Annotated in this window: 19 protein-coding genes; 14 read left to right on the top strand and 5 right to left on the bottom strand. The window is 60.3% G+C overall.

Translation table 11 applies throughout. The features are described 5' to 3' along the window. The first annotated feature begins 185 nt into the window (after positions 1 to 185). The 3 genes from METAC_RS0101435 to METAC_RS0101425 all read left to right on the top strand — a co-directional run bounded on the left by METAC_RS0101435 (position 186) and on the right by METAC_RS0101425 (position 1,432). The gene (locus METAC_RS0101435; RefSeq protein ID WP_026605668.1) at positions 186 to 509 is read left to right on the top strand and encodes a hypothetical protein; all 324 of its coding nucleotides are present in this window, start codon (positions 186 to 188) and stop codon (positions 507 to 509) included. A 10-nt stretch (positions 510 to 519) separates the two neighbouring features. Then, positions 520 to 912 (top strand): hypothetical protein, encoded by a 393-nt coding sequence (locus METAC_RS0101430; protein ID WP_156898065.1) that lies wholly within the window; start codon positions 520 to 522, stop codon positions 910 to 912. Between the two features lie 67 nt (positions 913 to 979). Continuing rightward, positions 980 to 1,432 carry a hypothetical protein gene (locus tag METAC_RS0101425; RefSeq protein WP_026605666.1) on the top strand — a complete coding sequence of 151 codons (453 nt, stop codon included), beginning with the start codon at positions 980 to 982 and terminating at the stop codon, positions 1,430 to 1,432. On the opposite strand, the gene METAC_RS25580 is transcribed toward METAC_RS0101425, so the two are convergent. After that, positions 1,419 to 2,185 (bottom strand): IS5 family transposase gene (locus tag METAC_RS25580; protein ID WP_245257393.1). Its coding sequence is split into 2 segments (ribosomal slippage): positions 1,419 to 1,873 and positions 1,873 to 2,185, totalling 768 coding nucleotides; the frame shifts between segments, so codons are not numbered across the junction. The genes METAC_RS0101425 and METAC_RS25580 overlap by 14 nt on opposite strands. Before the next feature lie 73 nt (positions 2,186 to 2,258). On the opposite strand from METAC_RS25580, the gene METAC_RS0101410 reads away from it, so the two are divergent. Together METAC_RS0101410 and METAC_RS0101405 are read left to right on the top strand one after the other, a co-directional pair. Further along, on the top strand, positions 2,259 to 3,830 hold the full coding sequence (locus METAC_RS0101410) for a hypothetical protein (protein WP_156898064.1): 1,572 nt from the start codon (positions 2,259 to 2,261) through the stop codon (positions 3,828 to 3,830). Positions 3,831 to 3,840: 10 nt separating this feature from the next. Next, complete coding sequence (locus METAC_RS0101405; protein WP_026605664.1) at positions 3,841 to 4,221, top strand: hypothetical protein; 381 nt, start codon at positions 3,841 to 3,843, stop codon at positions 4,219 to 4,221. On the opposite strand, the gene METAC_RS0101400 is transcribed toward METAC_RS0101405, so the two are convergent. Continuing rightward, positions 4,199 to 5,707: a hypothetical protein gene (locus METAC_RS0101400; RefSeq protein WP_026605663.1), complete on the bottom strand. Its 1,509-nt coding sequence runs from the start codon at positions 5,705 to 5,707 to the stop codon at positions 4,199 to 4,201. The two genes, METAC_RS0101405 and METAC_RS0101400, sit on opposite strands and share 23 nt — an antisense overlap. Then, positions 5,694 to 5,936 carry a helix-turn-helix domain-containing protein gene (locus METAC_RS0101395; RefSeq protein ID WP_026605662.1) on the bottom strand — a complete coding sequence of 81 codons (243 nt, stop codon included), beginning with the start codon at positions 5,934 to 5,936 and terminating at the stop codon, positions 5,694 to 5,696. Before METAC_RS0101395 ends, METAC_RS0101400 begins: the two co-directional genes overlap by 14 nt. 92 nt (positions 5,937 to 6,028) lie before the next feature. On the opposite strand from METAC_RS0101395, the gene METAC_RS24965 reads away from it, so the two are divergent. The 9 genes from METAC_RS24965 to METAC_RS0101335 all read left to right on the top strand — a co-directional run bounded on the left by METAC_RS24965 (position 6,029) and on the right by METAC_RS0101335 (position 12,767). Next, positions 6,029 to 6,229: a hypothetical protein gene (locus METAC_RS24965; protein ID WP_026605661.1), complete on the top strand. Its 201-nt coding sequence runs from the start codon at positions 6,029 to 6,031 to the stop codon at positions 6,227 to 6,229. Positions 6,230 to 6,572: 343 nt separating this feature from the next. Continuing rightward, positions 6,573 to 7,265 carry a hypothetical protein gene (locus tag METAC_RS0101380; RefSeq protein WP_198017148.1) on the top strand — a complete coding sequence of 231 codons (693 nt, stop codon included), beginning with the start codon at positions 6,573 to 6,575 and terminating at the stop codon, positions 7,263 to 7,265. A gap of 346 nt (positions 7,266 to 7,611) precedes the next feature. Continuing rightward, entirely contained in the window at positions 7,612 to 7,833 is a 222-nt protein-coding gene (locus tag METAC_RS0101370; protein WP_084143872.1) for a helix-turn-helix transcriptional regulator, read from the top strand. Next, positions 7,830 to 8,318, top strand: a complete 489-nt coding sequence (locus METAC_RS0101365; protein WP_156898062.1) for a hypothetical protein — start codon at positions 7,830 to 7,832, stop codon at positions 8,316 to 8,318. The genes METAC_RS0101370 and METAC_RS0101365 overlap by 4 nt, the downstream gene beginning before the upstream one ends. Further along, positions 8,315 to 8,623, top strand: a complete 309-nt coding sequence (locus tag METAC_RS0101360; RefSeq protein ID WP_026605656.1) for a hypothetical protein — start codon at positions 8,315 to 8,317, stop codon at positions 8,621 to 8,623. The genes METAC_RS0101365 and METAC_RS0101360 overlap by 4 nt, the downstream gene beginning before the upstream one ends. After that, positions 8,616 to 10,754, top strand: coding sequence for a hypothetical protein (locus METAC_RS26955; protein ID WP_036255199.1), 2,139 nt, complete (start codon positions 8,616 to 8,618; stop codon positions 10,752 to 10,754). The genes METAC_RS0101360 and METAC_RS26955 overlap by 8 nt, the downstream gene beginning before the upstream one ends. A gap of 58 nt (positions 10,755 to 10,812) precedes the next feature. After that, on the top strand, positions 10,813 to 11,346 hold the full coding sequence (locus METAC_RS21815) for a hypothetical protein (protein ID WP_051335293.1): 534 nt from the start codon (positions 10,813 to 10,815) through the stop codon (positions 11,344 to 11,346). An 827-nt stretch (positions 11,347 to 12,173) separates the two neighbouring features. Further along, positions 12,174 to 12,362: a type II toxin-antitoxin system HicA family toxin gene (locus METAC_RS0101340; protein ID WP_026605653.1), complete on the top strand. Its 189-nt coding sequence runs from the start codon at positions 12,174 to 12,176 to the stop codon at positions 12,360 to 12,362. Positions 12,363 to 12,365: 3 nt separating this feature from the next. After that, positions 12,366 to 12,767 carry a type II toxin-antitoxin system HicB family antitoxin gene (locus METAC_RS0101335; protein ID WP_026605652.1) on the top strand — a complete coding sequence of 134 codons (402 nt, stop codon included), beginning with the start codon at positions 12,366 to 12,368 and terminating at the stop codon, positions 12,765 to 12,767. A gap of 462 nt (positions 12,768 to 13,229) precedes the next feature. Here the strand turns inward: METAC_RS0101335 and METAC_RS0101325 are convergent, their stop codons facing one another. Both METAC_RS0101325 and METAC_RS0101320 read right to left on the bottom strand, forming a co-directional pair. Beyond that, positions 13,230 to 14,012, bottom strand: coding sequence for a hypothetical protein (locus METAC_RS0101325; protein ID WP_026605650.1), 783 nt, complete (start codon positions 14,010 to 14,012; stop codon positions 13,230 to 13,232). Next, positions 14,009 to 17,098 (bottom strand): HsdM family class I SAM-dependent methyltransferase, encoded by a 3,090-nt coding sequence (locus METAC_RS0101320; protein WP_084143390.1) that lies wholly within the window; start codon positions 17,096 to 17,098, stop codon positions 14,009 to 14,011. Before METAC_RS0101320 ends, METAC_RS0101325 begins: the two co-directional genes overlap by 4 nt. Positions 17,099 to 18,030: the final 932 nt, after the last annotated feature.

The following is an 18,030-nucleotide window of genomic DNA, read 5'->3' as shown; positions in this document are numbered from 1 at the left end:
TTTGCCATCCGGATCAAAGGCCCGGCGGGCGGTGGCGCAAAACACCCGCAGATCGCGACGTTTTACTCCAATGGACGGGCGCGATCACCGGCGGCCGTCGACGTCTGCAACTTCGACTAGGTTCCAGGCTGGTCGCGAGCGATGACGTCGGCGGTCCGCTGCATCCTCTACTTGAAGGAAATGGCATGAGCAACACCACGTTTGAAGATGTTGAACAGAGGATCGCGAATATTTCGAGAGTGGTCGCGAATGTCTCGAGAGTCTCGATCGTTGTCGACCCCATCTCGCAGCGGGTCGCTGGCGTCGGTTCGAGTGTAGCCGCTCTCGCCGAGTTAAGCGGGCCGATTTTGAGCGCAGTCCTGCCCCCTGTCGATGATATGCCCCTTGCGCTCCGCGGCTTGCCCAAGATCGCCAAAACCGTCGGGCCGCTCGCGTTGGCCACGGTGATGGCTGGCGTCATGAATAAAAATGTCAATGCAGGCGCGTTGGTCGCGCCAACTAATGCGTGAGGAGCGCAACATGACGAAATCAACGCAAATCGAGCTGGTCGAGCCGTTTCCGTGGTTCGACAAGCTGGTCAATCGGGTCGTTCTCAAAGCTCCCACGGGGTTCAATTACATGAACCTCGGCGAGCCGCGCTTCATTGTCCGCATGGCGGATGGCGCGAGCTATTTTGTCGAGAAAGACGAAGTGGTCGCGGCGTATATTCGGGAGCTTTTGAGCTTCAGCGACGATCAAAACATCGATGGCGGCGAGCTTGTGCTGCGGGCCATGTCGCTCGCCGACGTGCTCCAGATCAAAGAGGCGCTCTTCAGTTTTTTTACGGACGCCGCGTCGGCGATCTCGCGAAAAAGATCGACCATCTCGTCTTCGGGTTCCGCGTCATCGCCGCAGACGCCTGCGACCGCATGACGCTCGATGAAATCGACCGGCTCTTCGCGCGAGCGGTGAAGTATCACGACAAGTGAGGGTTTGAATCGTGGCCGGAAAGATCCTCGAAGCCAAACTCGTCATCGCCGGAGATGATCGAACCGGAGCCGCCCTTTCCGCGATCGAGAAAAAGATCGCGCGCATGAATCAGGCCGCGTCGGCGATTTCCGCCAATGCGCGCCAGGTTATCGACAGCTCGAGCCGCGTGTCGCGCGCGCAAGCCTCGATCGCTCGCAGCGCCGCCTCGGCGCATTCCAGCGGCATGGGCATCGCAATGGGCGCGGGCTCAATCGTTGGCCTCGGCGCCACAGTCGCCGGCGGCATGGCCGCGCATGAGGTCGCTCGCGGATCAATGGATCGCGTGCACGAGCGCTTGCGCATGCAGGCCTCCGGCATGTCGGGCAAAGAGATCGCCGAGGCGGAACAAGAGGCCGCGGCTCTCGCGACCAAATTTCCGGCGATCGGGCAAACCGAGATCATGCACATGCTTAGGTCCTGTTGACAAATATGCGCATCCAGATCCTGATCGCGGCGATTTGGACGAACCCGAGATAGCTGGCTGCGGTTTTGTCGTAGCGGGTTGCGAGGCGCCGAGAGTTTTTGAGCTTGTTGAAGCAACGCTCGACGCGGTTGCGCAAGGCATAGATGTGACTGTCGATCTGGATTTGGATCTTGCGGTTTCGGCGCGTCGGAATGATGGCCGCAGCGCCTGTTTTCTCCAGCGTTTCGCGAATATGATCGGAATCATAACCACGATCGGCGAGCAGGACTTTGGCCTCAGGTCCTTCCGCTTCCATCAAGGGGGCGAAGCCCGAATAATCCGAGACCTCGCCTGCGGTGATCTTTGCGGCTATCGGCAGTCCTTCGCCGTTCGTGCGGAGGTGAATCTTTGTCGTGAAGCCACCTCTCGAGCGGCCAAGACCCTGACGCGGAGTCCCCCTTTAGCGCCGGCGGCGCAGTGATGCGCCCGGATGATGGTCGAGTCGATCATCTGGACGGTCTCGCCAACGCCCTCGGTTTCATTCAGGGCTTCCAGAAGGAGCTCCCACAGCCCACTGAGAGTCCAGCGCCGGAACTGCCGATAGACCGACGACCATTTGCCGAAATGCTCGTGCAGGTCCCGCCATTGCGCGCCGGTGCGGGCAATCCAGAAAATCCCATCGAGAACGAGGCGGTGGTCCTTCGGCCGTCGCCCGCTATGCGCGCCGCGAACCGTCACGAACGGCTCGAAACACGCCCATTCCTCATCCGACATCAATCCCCGAATCAAGCCCGCCTCCTTCCGAAAGCGACCTTGAATCAGAACCTTACCCTAATGGGAATCCTATTTGTCAACGGGACCTAGAAATGCGCGCTCGATTGTTGGCTCCTATCAAGAGGCCGCCGAGATCATGGAGCCGCTGGCGAAGCTGCGCATCATCGCCCAAGCCGCGCGGCCGGGCGCTGATGTCTCTGAGGATTTTGATCAGCTGGTCAAGGGCCTCGAGATCAAGGGCGTGACGCAAAATCCGAAGCAGTTTCATGAATATATGGAAGGCATCGCGAAGGGCCTGAACGTATTTGGAGATACGCTCCGGCCCTATCAATATTACGAAATGTTCAAATTCGGGCGGCAGGCGACGCCGAGCCTTTCGGAAAGATTTATTCTTGGGACGGCGCCGACGCTTGCACAAGAACTTGGCGGTTCCAGTTACGGCAAGGCGGTCTCCGCCTTCAACGCCGCGATCGTCGGCGGGATCATGAAGCATAGCGCGCTCACTGACTTCGAAAGCCTCGGGCTCGTTCGTCATGAAGATCTCTTGCGCACGAGGACGGGCGAGGCGAAAGGCCTCAAGCCTGGCATGCATATCCAAGGTTGGCGTCTGGCTCAGTCCGACCCGAACGAGTGGATCAAGCAATATCTTTTGCCGGCCCTTGAACGAGCGGGGGTGAAGGATAAGGATGAAATCCTTCAGCGCATCAGCGCCTTGTTCCAAAACCAAATGGCGTCGCAGCTGGTCGGCATGCTCGCGACCCAGCAATCACGAATCGACAAGGATATGGCCTTGCTGGCCGGCGCCCACGGTCTCGGCGCGGCGGACATCTATCAATCGAAAGACCCCTCGATCGCCTTCTCCGGCCTCAAGCATGCGCTCGAAGGACTTGGGGCGACGCTCGGCTCGCAGCTCGCGGCCGGTCTTGCTACGCCGATGAACGATTTGGCGCGCGCGATCGCCGGCTATACGGATCGATTGACGCATTTTCAAAACGTGGATCCGAACAAGACTCCCACGTATCAAAAGCGCTTCAATGCTTTGATGAACGACGCCTTTTATGGCGATCCAAATTCGCTCAAGGCCGCGCGTAACGATCATCGCCGAAGGATGCAAGGTCTCGACGATAAATATGAGGCGGCGTCCTCGGGCCTTGCGGGCGCCGGCGGCGATTTCGACGATTTGGACCGAGACGAGAAGCGGCTGGCGCGGCTCGACATCTATGGGCCGCCGACGGCTGAGACGGCCGCGCTGAGAGAAAGCGTACGGCGGAGGCAGGAGGCGCATCGCGCGCTCGGCGAGCTCGCCGACGCCCACGAGGCTAGGATCGCCGCGCAAAGCGCGCTGGACGCGAATGACCGGCGCGCCGGAGGCTATAATTCCGCTCTCGACTTGGAAACAATGCGACGTGGGATGACGGGCTCCAGCGTCGCGCCGGGCCTGCTTGCTTTTGGGCCGACGCCGCATCAAACCGCGCCGGAGCTGAAGGGCGCGGCCGACATTAATCTCCATATCGAGGTGACGGCTGACACGGATGCGATCGTCAAGCGCGTCGAGCAGAGCATGTATGCGAGCGGGGCGCTGCGCAGCGGAACCGGCGTCTCCATGCCAGAGGCGGCGCCCGGCGGCATGGGCGGCGGACGATAGAGGTTTTGCCATGACGGACGAGACTTCACTTCCCGTGCCCTATATCGAGGCTTTCCAGCGCTTGCAGGCGCATTGCCCGCAGGGCGTCGATCCGACGCGGCATGCGCAGGCGCTGGTCGACGCTGCGGCTTTCCTGGCAGAACGCGGCCGGATCGCCTGGCGCTTAGGATGGACGGTCGATGATCTCTTCGCGCCGCCTTGGCTGGATCATCCCGGCGGCCTCGTTTGGCGTATCGTCGGCGGCCGGGTCAACTACATCACGCCCGAAAATGCGATGATCGCCCGTTCGTCGACCTCCGTCTCGCTCGTTCGTCGGACGCGGGCGACGACTGCGCTGCAGCCCGATGCTGCAGAGCGCGCGCATGTCTTTATGAATTTTCCCGGTGATTGACGTTGCGCCGCCGGGCGCCGCGTTTTGCGGGCGGCTGGGGCGCGGGCGCAGTCTCGACGTCGGCGATGGACTGCGGCGGCCGCCAGCCGAGATCTTCAATCCGTTCACGTTGTTTAGGTCCCGCGTCGGCATAGAGTTTTTGGAGCCTGTCGTCCGCCTCGCTGTCGCCTGACCTTTGCTGCTTGATCAAGCGCGGTAACTCATCCTTCCAAAAATCCGTCTGTAGATCTCTCAGATCAGCTGGATCTGGAAAAATGGGCAGCCCGATCCTTTCGACCCCTTTCGGCGGCGTCCACCCAATGCTATCCATGAAACTACAGATTTCGTCGTCTTTTGTAAGGTAGATCCATGCCAGCATGGCATTCGCCACAGATCTTTTAGCAGGGTCAATGGCAACCGCTTCAAAATAGATGTTGCGGATCTCAGCCTTCCAATCGTCGCCTCGATGCTTCCATTCGGCGATATTTTCATCCATTTTCATATTGCGAGGCAGCCAGCTCGGCGGGTAAGAACCCTCCTCCATCCTGTCGAACCGATCCCAAAATGGCCGTCCCTCCTGTCCTGGCTTGCCGAGCACGCGCTCGACGGCAGCTCGGATGTTGGATTGGAGGTCATGCTCTGGCTCGACGCCAATGCTGGTCAAAGCGTCCTCGACGAGGTCAATGAAAAGGACGGATGACGACGACGGATTTGACCCCGTAAGAAACCGCCATAAATGACCCATAGCCTCACAAAACGTCTGCAGCCAGATGATTGACTCAGGCCGGTTCGTTGCAGAAAGTCGCCTGTGCTCGCGCTTCGCAGCGGCCTTCAACTCCTTCAGCGCGGCAAGCGCAACAGCGACTTGATTGTGCGCCTCAGCGGCGCGCTCAATAATCGGCGTGGTCTCGGCATAGTCAACGCGGTCGAGGCCTAAAGTATATATTGGAGCGACCTCGTTAGGTTTAAAGTCCGCGACAAATCTGTCGAGATTTTCTATAAGAGCTTCAATCTCGCTGTTGCGCTGCTTTAGCCGTTTAAGATTTTTGCGGCGCAGCTGAACTGATTCCTGGGCCGCCGCGGCCGCCATCGCCGTCCACCAACGCGCGCGCCAGAATGGACATGCGGCGTCTAATTTCGACGAAAGACCTTTAGGTCTCGGATCCATCCAGGTCTTATCGGTCAGGGCTCGAAGCTCATCTAAAGAACGCAGTCTATTTTTCTTTTTGAGCGTCTTAATTACCTCGTCGAGCGCCTGTCCTTTAAGTGGTGTCTCACCCGGCGCCCATGATGCTCTTGGCGTGGCGTTTCCCTTTGAGATTTCGTCCTTCGCATAGGGAAAAAGAAGCGCGAGCGTCCGGCTCATCACGTCGCCAGGGCTCTCTTCATAAGGATCGCTTTTCGATTGCTTGTGGGCCCCTGTCTTGGCCTTCTTGTCATGGGCATCATTGTTGGGCCGCCCCTCGTTTCGACGCCCGGCTTCGCCCGACTCGTCACGGCGCGGCATTGGTTTTATCCTTGCGGAGCCGAACGCCCGCCCCTTCGCCGTTCTCCTCGACGAAGATCACGCCCGCAGATTCGAGGGCGGAGCGGAGCGCCTCGACCGTCCGGGGCTTCAGCTCTTCGCCGGCCTCAAAACGGGAGACGGTGTTTGATGAAACACTGGCTAGTTCAGCGAGTTTGCGAATTCCTAGACTGAGAGCGGTGCGCGCCATCTTGCATTGCACGGGAAGCATTTTCGCAGCCTTGTTACGATTCTAATTGACAAAGCGGGCGGCTTTCGTTCTTATAGCATCATAGCTGCGATTTCACAACAGGAAACCAACCAATGCCGAACGTCACCGTTCCGGCCAACGGCCGATCTTCGCACGCGATCCGGGTCGGTGCGCGGCATTTCGGGCTCCTTTCTGATCGCCTCGCCGCGCTTCAAGCACCGGCGCGGAAGCCGGGCGAAGGCTTGGACTTTGACCCGCGCGAGCGCGACGAACTTACGGCGCTGCGCGCAATCGCCGCCGCGGCGCGGGGTTGAGCCTATGGCGATCAACCCGCTCGAAAAGCCAAAGGTGGCGCGCGTGCGCAGGCCTGCCTCACCAAAAGCGAGAAAGCCGCGCACGCCCTCGCCTCGCCAGCGCGGCGACGCTCTTGCAGCTTGCAGGGTCCTCCTCGTCGCCTCGGCGCCATCGGCCGCGCGCAAATCGCTTCGCCTGATCAGCTCGCGGGCCGAAGGCCTTCATGCGCTCATCACAGCGGGCACTGCGACGATCCAAGTCCAGGACGGTGATTTCTCAGTCAAGATCGCCGAGCGGGATTCTTCAACGATTGGCGGCGCGTAAAGCAGCGGCGCCTACCACAATCATCTGAGGAACAACATCATGTCGAACATCGTTCCGGCAGCCGGTCGAGGCTTGCCTAATAACCGCCCGCTCCTCGCCATGCGATCGGCCGGCGCTGCATTTATCGCACCCGCTCAAGCTACCTCTAAGCCCGGCCGATTGCAGGCGCTCAAAAAGCTAATCGAGGCGCATCGTCAAGCGCTCGCCGCGTCCGCGGCCGCGAAAGAAGAAGCAAATAGCGCCCGCCACAAATACTACGCGTGGGTTGGCCATGCGAGGCGCTGTGGGCATTTCAAATTTCTTGGCGTTACGCTGGAGGGCAAGAACGCGGACGAATGCAAGCTGCATCTAGAGCGCCTGGTGAATCGCTGGAAATTTGAGATCTCCCACAACTTACCGACAAAACTTCATCCCGATAATCGCGAGAGCATCCGAAATTTCAGCGATAAAGATTTCGAATATTGGCGCGAGTGGATCGACGAAGATTTCAAGCACCTCGCCAATATCGCCGAGAGGGCTGACCTCGTCCAGGCGGTGGCGCGAGAGAAAGCCACCGAGCAGGCGGCGAACGTGGCGCTTGCTCGCCTCCTCAGCAGGCGCTCGGCCTCGCGCGACGAGATCCGCGTCCTCGCCGGCTATTGCTCCGCCATCGCCGATTACCTGCAGCGCGACGACTTCGAGGCGATCCTTGAATCGTTCGCATCCGCCGGCGCGCTTTCTCCTGCGGCGTGAGCCATGGCCGCCGTCACGCTCAAGAAACGGAGGCCGGTCTGGCTGGCAGCCGGATACTGCGCGGGCAAGTCGCCGGCAGGCCGCGCCCCGTCGGCTGAACATCTCGCGATGCTGTATCGAGCATGTCATTGCGTGAAGCGTTCGGCTAAAGCTTCGACGCGAAGCGATCTATGCGCTGCCTCGCCGCCGCGCCATTGTCAATGCGCGACAGTGACGTCAATTTCGCGAATTATCGCACATACGCATGAGGCATTCGCGCTCATCTTCCAGCCAGTTTTGCGCATAGCCGGCAAGGCGGGAATCCAAGATCATCGCCGCAAGTTCAATTTCAGCGGAGGTGATCATCGTGAATGTGATTTCAAACAATCAGGCCGCGGCGCTTCTCGACGAGAAGGCTGTCGCGCAATTCCTTGGACTGACGCCGGCGGCGCTGCAGGCCTGGCGCTGGAAAGGCGGCGGCCCTGTCTTTCTCAAAGTTGGCCGCTGTGTTCGCTATCGGCAGGAGGACATCGACGCCTGGCTCGCACAACGCGCCTGCGCCAACACAGCGCAGGAGTTCGTCGAATGAAGACGCGGCGTGCGTACTCAAGTGCTCCGGCAGCAAAGCCAATATTGAATCTCCATTTATATGAATCGGTAATTGCCGAAGTCGCCGATGCGCTCGCGATCGTGCGAGATATGACCGATCTAAATTCGGCCGGTCTGATCGACGGCGCTCTCAAAGGCGAACTCGCTTACGAGTTGCTTTGTTCTTTTAGCGACGAATGCGAGCTGAAGAAGCCGTTTGGCGTCTATCGGCTAAATGGGCGGCCTCACGATCTTCAGATTGATTTCCAGGGAATGGGTTGGACCTGCGGTCCCGCTTCCGGACTGGGCGTGACGTCTGCGCTGGCCTCTTTGACAGGGCAAAGCGAGAGCGAGCTTTGCGGCGTCGCCTTTGAATTAATAGCGAAGGCGCTTCTCCTAAACGTTCTCGGCGAGCGTGACTTTGCGGAAATATCTGCTGAGAAATCGAGGGCGCTGGGTCAATCGATTCAGGGGCGAAGAAAATGAGCCCGCGCCGCATCGCCTTCGCCCGGCTCGCGTCCGCCGCCTTGGCTCGCGCCGATTCCATCCTACCGCGGTGGCTTCCGGACGGACGTCGCGAAGGCCATGAATGGGTCGCTCGCAACCCGATGCGCGCGGATCGTCGCCACGGCAGCTTCAAGGTGAATTTACGGACCGGCAAATGGGGCGATTTCTCGAGCGATGATCGCGGCGGGGATTTGATCTCGCTTGCTGCTTTTCTCTTCGGGCTCGACCAGGGCGAGGCCGCGCGCAAGGTGGGCGACATGCTCGGGGTCGATCCATTTGAGTGACCCCTTCGCGCCGATCAACAACAAAGCTCGCCCACCTGCCGACGCGCCGAAGTTTCGCGCGATTCTGCCCGCTCCGTCGGATGCGCCGGCGCCGCCGGAACGTCATCCATCGCTCGGCAGGCCCTCTGCGATGTGGGCCTATCTCGATAGCGCCGGCGCGCCGCTCGGCTTTGTTTGCCGGTTCGACAAAAAGGCAGGCAAGCAATTCCGTCCGCTCGTCCTATTCGAACCGGCCGGAGGCGGCGCGGCGAAATGGCGCTGGGAGTCTTGGCCCGCGCCGCGCCCGCTTTATGGTCAGGATCGCCTCGCCGCGCGGCCGAGGGCGGGCGTGGTTTTATGCGAAGGCGAAAAGGCCGCAGACGCAGCCGGCAAGCTGCTCGTCGATCATGTGTGCATCGCCTCTCCGAACGGCGCGAAATCCGCCGCCAAGGCAGATTGGAGCCCGCTCGAGGAGCGAGACGTCACCATATGGCCCGACGCGGACTCTCCTGGCGGCGCCTATGCCCAAGAGGCCGCAGGGCTTGCCGTTGCGGCTGGTGCGCGCTCAGTCTCCATCATCGCGCCGCCGGCGACGGCCGGCGAGGGTTGGGATGCGGCAGACGCGCTCGACGAAGGCTGGACCAAGGAAATGGCTCTCGGTCTCGTCGACGCTGCCGCGCGGCTTGAGACGGCTTTCGGCGAGCGCGCCAAATCTGCAGAAGGCGGCAAGAGCCGCCGACGCCGATCGCAGCGCGACGATCTTATGGCGCTTGCCCAATTCTGCGCGTTGTGGCGCGGACCTGATTATGAAACCTTCGCGTCGATCGACGTCGGCGGCCATCAGGAAAGCTGGCCGATCCGGTCGCAGGCGTTCAAGCGCTGGCTTTCGCTGCGGGCTTATGAGAGCTGCGGCCTTGCGCCAGGCGCGCAAGCGATCGAGGACACTGTCCGCGTACTGGAGGCGCGAGCCTCGAGCGAAGGAAAGGAGCAGGCCCCGTGGCGCCGCGTCGGCGGGCGTGACGGCAAACTCTATGTCGATTTATGTGATGCCGCGTGGCGTGCAGTCGAGATCGCATCCGACGGCTGGCGCGTGCTTGAAAAGCATGATCTACCCTTTATCCGCTCGCCGCGCATGCGGCCTCTCTGTGAGCCTGAGGCTGGCTATTCGATCGACGAGCTCCGCCATTTTGGGAACTTGGCCGGCGAGGATGATTTCGTCATAGTGGTGGCCTGGCTTATAGCCGCCCTGCGCGAGCGCGGACCCTACCCGATCTTGATTTTGAACGGCGAACAGGGTTCCGGAAAATCCAGCTTTTGCCGTCTGCTGCGTAGCCTCATCGATCCTTCCTCGCCCGCGATCCAAGGGCCGCCGAAGGATGAGCAAAACCTTATCGTCACGGCACAAAACGGACACCTGATCGCGTTCGACAATCTCTCCCACATCGACGCGACTCTCTCCGACGGGCTGTGTCGATTATCGACGGGGAGCGGCTTCGCGGTGCGCGCGCTCCACACCGACAAAGACGAGAATATCTTCGACGGCGCTCGGCCGATCGTTATCAACGGTATTCCCGCACTTGCAGAGCGCGCCGACCTGAATGACCGGTCAATCATCGCGCGGCTTTCCTCTATCCCCGAGGAGTCGCGGCGACCGGAAGACGAGATCGAGCGCGATTGGGAAATCGCCCGGCCTCGAGTCCTGGGCGCGCTCTATGACGCCCTGTCGGCCGCGCTTCGCCGGATCGGATCGGTCCGCCTGCCCCGCTCCAGCCGCATGGCGGATTTCGAAAAATGGCTCGCCGCCGCCGAGCCCGGCTTGGGATGGGAGCCTGGTGCTTTCTCCGAAGCCTATGAGCGCGGCCGGCGCGATTCGGCGGACGCCGCCTTCGAAAGCGACGTGATCGCCGTGGCGATCGACGATTTCATCAGACGTGAAGACCTCAAATTCTGGAGCGGGACAGCGACTCAACTGCTCGGCTTGCTCGCCGGCATTACGTCCGAATCCATCCGTCAAATGCGCATCTGGCCGAAGACGGCGCAGGGGCTCGGGAATTGCCTTGAGCGCTGCATCCCGCTCCTGCGGACCAAGGGAATTATGGTTGAGCGGCGTCACAGCGGCGTCAGGACCATCACGATCGCACGGTCGGGTTGAGCGACAATTCTACACATGAATTTCATATGCGGCTTGGCGCAGTTGTGGGAGGGTTTTAATGCTGGAGCTTCGTTTTAGGATCGAGGGGTTCAACAAAGCGGCATTTGAAAAAGCATTGTCTAGCGCGATCGCGCGCGGCCTGAACGAAGGCGGCGACAAGGTGCGCACGCAGGTGCAACGGACGATGAAAACAGACACCAATGTCACGAAGTACGCCTCAATCGTATCGCGCATGAAGGATTCTGGGCGTGGGTGGGCGCGCGCGGCGCCGGGGCGGCTCGCTTACCAGATCGTCGCGTCAGGAAAGGGCATTCCTATCAAGGAATTTCCGGTGCGCGACACTGGGAAGGGAATTGACGCTAAAACATGGGGCGTCGACCATCTATTCAAGCGATCGTTTGGCATCAAAGGAAAGGGAGTAGCCGGCTTCAGAGCGCGCCTGGGCGCGAAGCGGCTTCCTGTCCGTGGATTCTACGGGCCTTCGCTGCCGAAAGAGTTGACTGAAAAGGTCGTTCTGGCAACGTTTTACCGTTCAGCGGAGGCTTATGTTCCGCCTGCGGTTTTGAAGCATTTGCTGAAGTCTCTCTCTTAGCCGCGGCTTCATAGCGAGCGCCGCGCTTCTCGCCATGGTCCCGCGTCACGACGTTCAGCGGCGCACTGACGCGCCAACGCCCGGGAGAACCTTATGTCTTGGTCGTGTAGGGGTGGGATTCTGGCGCGGCTTGGCTGCCGGGAGCTCAGCGACGGCGGCGCGGGCGCGGCGGAGGCTGGTGGCTTTCTCGGCGCGGCGGGCGCGGGCGCCCAAGAGGACCCGGACGCTCAAGCCTGGAGGGCTGGCTCGCAGCGATCGAACGCCCGCAGCTCGGCGATGGCGGCGCGGGCGCGGCGGCGATCCGGCGGTCCGCAGCGGCCTTTCGGCGTGATCCGTGCGGCGTCGGGCGGCGGCTCCCGCGGCGCGCCGGCGACGGCGATGAAGAGGACCCGGACTCTCAGCCTAAGGGCAGGCTTGCCGCGCGCGAGCGCCGGTAGCTCGGCGACGGCGGCACCGGCACTGCGCTGGCTTTGCGGCGATCGGGCGCTCAGCGGCAGGCGCGTAGCGGCTTCCTCGGCGAACGCGGTGGCAACTTTGCGGCGATCCGCATGACCATTTCGGCTTGACCACGCAGCTTCGGCCGCCGGCTTCCTGGGCCATGGCGGCGTCGGTGACGAAGTGGACCTGGAATCTCGGCCAGAGGGGCTGGTCGCGGTGCCAGGAAGCCTGCGGCTCGGCGACGTCGGCGCGGGCGCGGCGATCCGGCGAGGACCGCCAAGATGGCCTTGGAGCTTCCTCGAAAGGGCCGGCTTGTGACGAGGCGCGGTCTTGGCCATCCTTTCAAATAGGCCTTGACCAACCGTTGCTAGTGTGTACTTATACACACAATGAATAGCCGAGACATCATAGCCAAGCTTGAGAGTGACGGTTGGTTCAAGGTCGCCCAAAAAGGCGACCACGTGCAGTTCAAGCACAATACGAAGCTCGGTCGAGTGACAGTGCCGCATCCTTCGCGCGACATTCCGATAGGAACACTCAAGAGCATTGAAAAGCAATCCGGCTTGAAGATGAGGTGAGCCATGCGTCAATACATCGGACTGATTCATAAGGAGTCAGATAGCGACTATGGCGTGTCCTTTCCCGACTTTCTTGGTTGCGTCACGGCCGGCCGCACGCTTGATGAAGCTCGCGCCATGGCCGAGGAGGCGCTTGCTTTGCATATCGAAGGAATGGTCGCCGACGGCGAGGCTATCCCGGAGGCGTCTTCTCTCGAATCGGTCATGAACAATCCAGAGAACCGCGACGGCGTCGCTATTTTGGTCAAGGCTCCGTCGCCGGTCGCAAAGACCGTTCGTGTCAACATCACCCTGCCAGAGGACGTCCTTGCGGAAATCGACGCCTATTCTGAGCATCATGGTCTTACGCGATCTGGCTTTCTCGCAAGGGCCGCGAAGGAAGTTATGAAGCTGGAGGACGCCTAAGGTTAATCCCTGGAGTCATGCACGGCGCGGGTGGGCTCTCCGACCAAGCGGCGCGACTTTCCGGCTCGTTGACGGCGGACGCAAGGACAGCCGAGATCGCGGTGAAAGGGCGGTCTTGCGTCGATCGGCACTGCTGCCGAGGGTTTTCCGTCTCGACGGCTGGCTCTCGAGCTCGGCCGACGTGGGTATGCGGGTCGTCAAACGCTCGGCCTCGCGCCAAATGCCGGGTCGGCGCGATCTGACCGAAACGATGCAGGTCGTAGTCCGTACGGCTGTAGAGGCGCGCGAGCCCGCTCTTCACAAGGTCAAGGCCGACGTCTTCCGGGTCGGAGATCGCCAACACTTCATCGGCCAGATTTCGAGGAAGATAGAAGGCGACGTAGGGAAAGGCCGCCACGTGGTGACCGCCGAACCCGCGTCAACTGGCTGGATTAAGAATGGGATCGATACTGGCTGCGCCGCTCATGTGCGGGCGTCGGGCTCGCACATAAACTCAAGAACGACGTGAAATACCAGAACCTCGTTCCGGAGGCTTGTCGTGATGGCATACGGCACGCGGCTAAAGAGAGTTTCGTCGGGCGACGTCTGGATGTGATGCCTGAAGGTCGGTACTGGCGGCGTAGAAGCCCGAAGCGCATCATCAATGCGCGTGAGCCACGTCGCCTTATCGTCCGTTACCGAGTAAGCGACCATGCCGCCGATTTCATGATCGGTGTAGGGCTCCTTGGGATCAGAAAATCGCTTCAGGCCGTTGCCCGAAAGATAGCTGTTCTTCAGGTCGGCATTGCGCAATACGACTTTTGCCTCGATTCGAAGGTCGAGCTTCTCGGAATTAAGCCGGTAAATGCGAATATCGGTCGGTTTAGAATGCTTTCCGATTCCAGTCTTTATCTTTCGGGGCTGCTCGCTCGCGACCGCCAGCATGTCGACACCCGCCATCGTCGCATCTGCCGGGAGCTTCTTTAGGACGATCTCATCCCTAATCTTTTCCATCTCGGTGCAAAGCGCCTCCGAGATCGCCTCCTCGGAGGGTACCAGACATGGTTTGCCGTTGAGCCTTGATTTCGTTTCACGCCACCAACCATCGAGCTTGCGAAGCTGTTCCTGTCCATCAGGGCTGCAAACCCGCCGATGCGCTTCTTCTAGTAAGCGCATGGCTTGATAAAGCATCTGCTCCCAAACAAGGATGCGGGCCGTCTGATCGGCGCCGCCAGCATGTGCCGAGAAAAATCCTGCAATAGTCACGAGGCTGCTCCGGAACGCAAAACCTCTTCGGAGATGCTACGGGCGTCTGCGTAGGCTTGTTCAACGGTCCAGGCAACGCGCGTCCAGGGCTTGGCTACCGCAACGCGAGAAGCAACTGCGTCGAACATGATCCGCGCAAGTGGACTGAACCCCATGTTGGCCTTAATGGCATCGAACAGCGGCTCCGCGACCGCATCCGCCTGCGTCGCGCCCAGACGACCAATCTGAATGCTCATGACCGCGAAGTGCTCGGAGGCACGCGGCTGCCGGACTCTGCACTCGAAACTCGTGGCAGCGCCGAAGTGTTCGGCCAAGCGGCTGAATAGCATCGATTTATAGTATCGCACGGTTTCGCTGTCGGGTGGCCCCAGCGCGGAAGTTGGAACTTGCGAGTCCTCATAACCGCGGCGAAAAAGCTTGTATTCGGTGACAGCGTGCACGAAGGCCGCGTCAAGCCCGACCTTTTCGGCGAAGAGCGTCGTAATTGCGTTTTCATCCATCTCCTCCAGCCGCTGCAGGTCGGCGTCGGCGAGATTCACGAATGGAAACGGAACCAATTCGAGATCGCCTTTCTCAAGGCGAGCGCTGTCAAGAATACGGGTCTTGCCGAACAGTGCGTAAAGATAGCGCGCGACGTCCGAAGTGAGATAACGCGCAATGCCTTTCATGGCCGCGATTGCGCCTCTATCCATGGCGCGGGGATCTTCAGTGTAGAGTGCGTTGAACGTTGAAACGAATGCAATCGGCTCCTCGACATAAAGAACCACATTCATGTGTCGCGGAATAAATACGACGCCACCTGCGAACAGCTTCGCGAACGCGCCCTTCGGGGTTAGAGCGCGCAGGCGATCATGCGGGTAGCCGCCAATTCTCAGCCCCTGCAGCCCGAGCTTCGCCTGATAATTTTCGCTCGTGAGAAGCAGGTCAGATGGAACACCAGTTTGTGAGGCGTTGCCGCCGCGGCTCATGACGAGATGCGATGCGGAAATAAAATCTCCAAACGAGCGCTTGAAGTGCCGTGACCACAACCTGAGATGGTTGGCGAAGCGCCGGTCCATGGGACGAAGCATCAACGCCCAGAACCAACTTTCGGGAGAGCGCGACAAGTCACGAAGCTTGTGCGGCTCGACATCGTTCTCCGACACGATAATTGACCAGAGGTGACCCGCTTCGCCGATCGGCTGCGATGTCAAGAGCGGCGAATAGACCCATACGGTATCAAGGTCGGCCGGCTCGCGATTCTCGGCGAAAATCGCAAGCGCGGGACTGCGCGCGCCTTTGAACAGGCGATAGCGGAAATGCGACAGGTTGGCGAGGCCGACGAGCTTCACGTGCTTCGCAAGCGCCGCTGGGAACGCCCCAGCGGAGGGCGCTACGTAGCTGCGTGTCGAGATTAGAAGGCCGAACACGCCGCCTTTTTGCAAAAGGTCACGCAGGATCTTCCAGACAAATAATTCAGAGAGCCGCTTGTTGCTAACCGGGTACAGGACCGAATCGAGCGAAACGAGATAATCGCGGGCGAGCTTAAGCCGTGCGTCACGCTGTGAGCCGCTCGTCACGCTGCGCTGTTCATTGCTACGGCCCGTCTGTTCGCCGAAGCTTCCCCAGGGGGGATTGCCAACCACGTGCGAGAAGCGCCCGAGGCGAGCCAAATCGTCGCCGGAAATCGAAAAGAGATCACGGTCCAATACATTCCCGCCAAGGCACGGAAAGACCCTGGGGCTTCCGGCCAGCTGTTTGAGCTCCTTGATCGAGGCATTCTCGACATAATCGAGCAGGGTCAAATAGAGGCTAAAACGTGCGACGTTTGCAGCCTGGCGGTTTTTCTCGATGCCAAAGATTGCGCTTTCCAGAATGGCGCGCGCTTTCTGAAAATGCGCGCGCGTCCACTTTCGGCGCGGCATCTCGCGCTCAAGGATACGACGATAGGCGCCGACGAGGAAGACTCCCGAGCCGGCCGCTGGATCGACTACGCGGCTTTTGGCGGTGAAAGCTCGAATGCGGTCGATTTCATCGAGCATATAGTCGACGAGGAAAGGTGGCGTGTAGAACGCGCCATTATCGTCCTTCTCGTCTGGGTCTTCGATCATAAGAAAGAGCTCATAGATCGCTGAGATCGTCTCAGTGCGAAGCGTCGAGAACGAGACATCGAGAAAACCAAGCTGCCGCGCGCCGGCGCTGAGCGTATCGCCGTGTCTGATCGCGCGGCGCACCAAATGAAGCGCGTTGGTAGGAATGAAGCGCCTGTCGCTCGAAGAAATCGGAAAGATCGCGCCGTTTAGTACGTCATCGATCTTGTCAAACAGCAACCAAACTTCCCGAGCGGGCCACGGCCGGTCGCTAATATCGACATTGCCCTGCTCGTCGATGGATGCGGCGATCTGCGGGCATGCCGCCTTACCAGTTTGATCCTTCAGCCCGGCGATCCACGTGCGGTCGATAATCTTCCGGTCGAGAAGGACAAAGAAATAGATGAAGCGGCCGATAATGGCATTGATGAGTGCGGGCTGTTGACGAAGCGCGGCGTGGTCGCGGCGAACGGCCTTGTTTAAGGATTCAATCGCCCTTAACAGTGCAGCGTCAACGCGGTTCGATCGGTCCGTTATATAGTCGCGCCACACGACAGAACTCGATAGCGCCATGGCGGTGAGCGACATCAACTCGGGCGGAATGCTCGCGCGGTCGCTCAAGCGGTCCCAGGGGACAATAACCGGGCGCGTCGTGCTTGGCATAAGGCTGCGCCGGATTTGAAGACCTCTCGGCGTCGCGACGAACAGGATCGGGACGACGCCCTGACTCCAGACAAGCCGGTGCACCGCAGTGGCTGCAGCGTCGTCGTCCGCGATCGCCAAGTAAAGGATGGGTGCAAATTTCAGCGCATTGTGACGGCTAGACGTAAAACCGAACACGGCATGCACGCGGATAGTGTCGAAAGCTTGCCGCACCACATGTCGATTGGTCATAGACTGGAAGTCGGACCACCGCCGCATGAGCCCGTGGGTTTCGTCGAAACCTAGTGTGGTAATGACCGCTTCCATCCGCTGTGCGAGCATAGCTGAAGCAGGTTGTGGGCGCGCAGTCGGCATTTCAATACTCGGCCGGTCAGAAAATGGACGAACGGCGCAGACCCGCCGCGCGCATCATGCTGGATAAACAACTGATAAACCATAGCGAATTGTAAATTTTTCGGGGGCCTGCGGATCTGAGCGCCCTGAAGGCCGTCGTTTCTCCGCGGCGAGCACCTGGCGCATCTTCCGAGCGAGTGGCCAGGGTCGACGCGGAATGGCAGTCGCAGAGGTGGTTTCCGGTTTTGGAAAAGGCCTCGAAAGTGGAGAAGAGGACCTCAAATCTCAGCCGCGGGGGACGAGGGTCTGGCGGCTGGTGCATAGGCGGACCTGCGACAATCCGTGAGGACCCCTGATAAAGGACCATCTTTACGATATGCCAGCGCGACGCACCGCGTGCATAAGTCCAAACCAACACCCATGCTCAAATGCGCTCTGCCGAGCGGTGGGGTTTCCGATCCGCGCGTTCTGCGGCAAGGAAGCAGCACGAGTAGAGGTCTCGCGGTCATGGGCCTCTTGGCGAGAACTGCATCAGTAATCTTGAAACACCTGCTCAACGCGATCGGGTAGAACCGTCAGTGGTACACGAAATGCTCTCGCGGGTCCTTCCCCCTCCCTTTTTCCTTTGCGCCGCCCGCGCAGTCTGGGATTTTGCTAGCGAGAGTTTGGAAAATCAGGGTTGACGATGTTGACGGATGACGTTGACATGGTTGACGCTATAGCGCCGCTCGGCCTTTTTCCGGCGGTCGGAGGCTGATATTCTTGTTCTCGGCTGATCTGCCTTGAGACTCGAGAGAGCCGTCAGCCTCCGACGGGGCGAAACGCAGAATGGGCTGCCGCTGCGGGGTTTCCGGTCATCCTGACACAACAAAACCGGGCGTCGCCGCGCCCTTGAGGGCGATCATCGATTCGGGATCGCTGGTGGCGTGATAGAAAATCCGCTGGAGCCCGAA

The organism is Methylocapsa acidiphila B2, assembly GCF_000427445.1.
In the GTDB taxonomy this organism is placed as follows: domain Bacteria; phylum Pseudomonadota; class Alphaproteobacteria; order Rhizobiales; family Beijerinckiaceae; genus Methylocapsa; species Methylocapsa acidiphila.
This window is presented reverse-complemented; position numbering and strand designations above follow the sequence as displayed.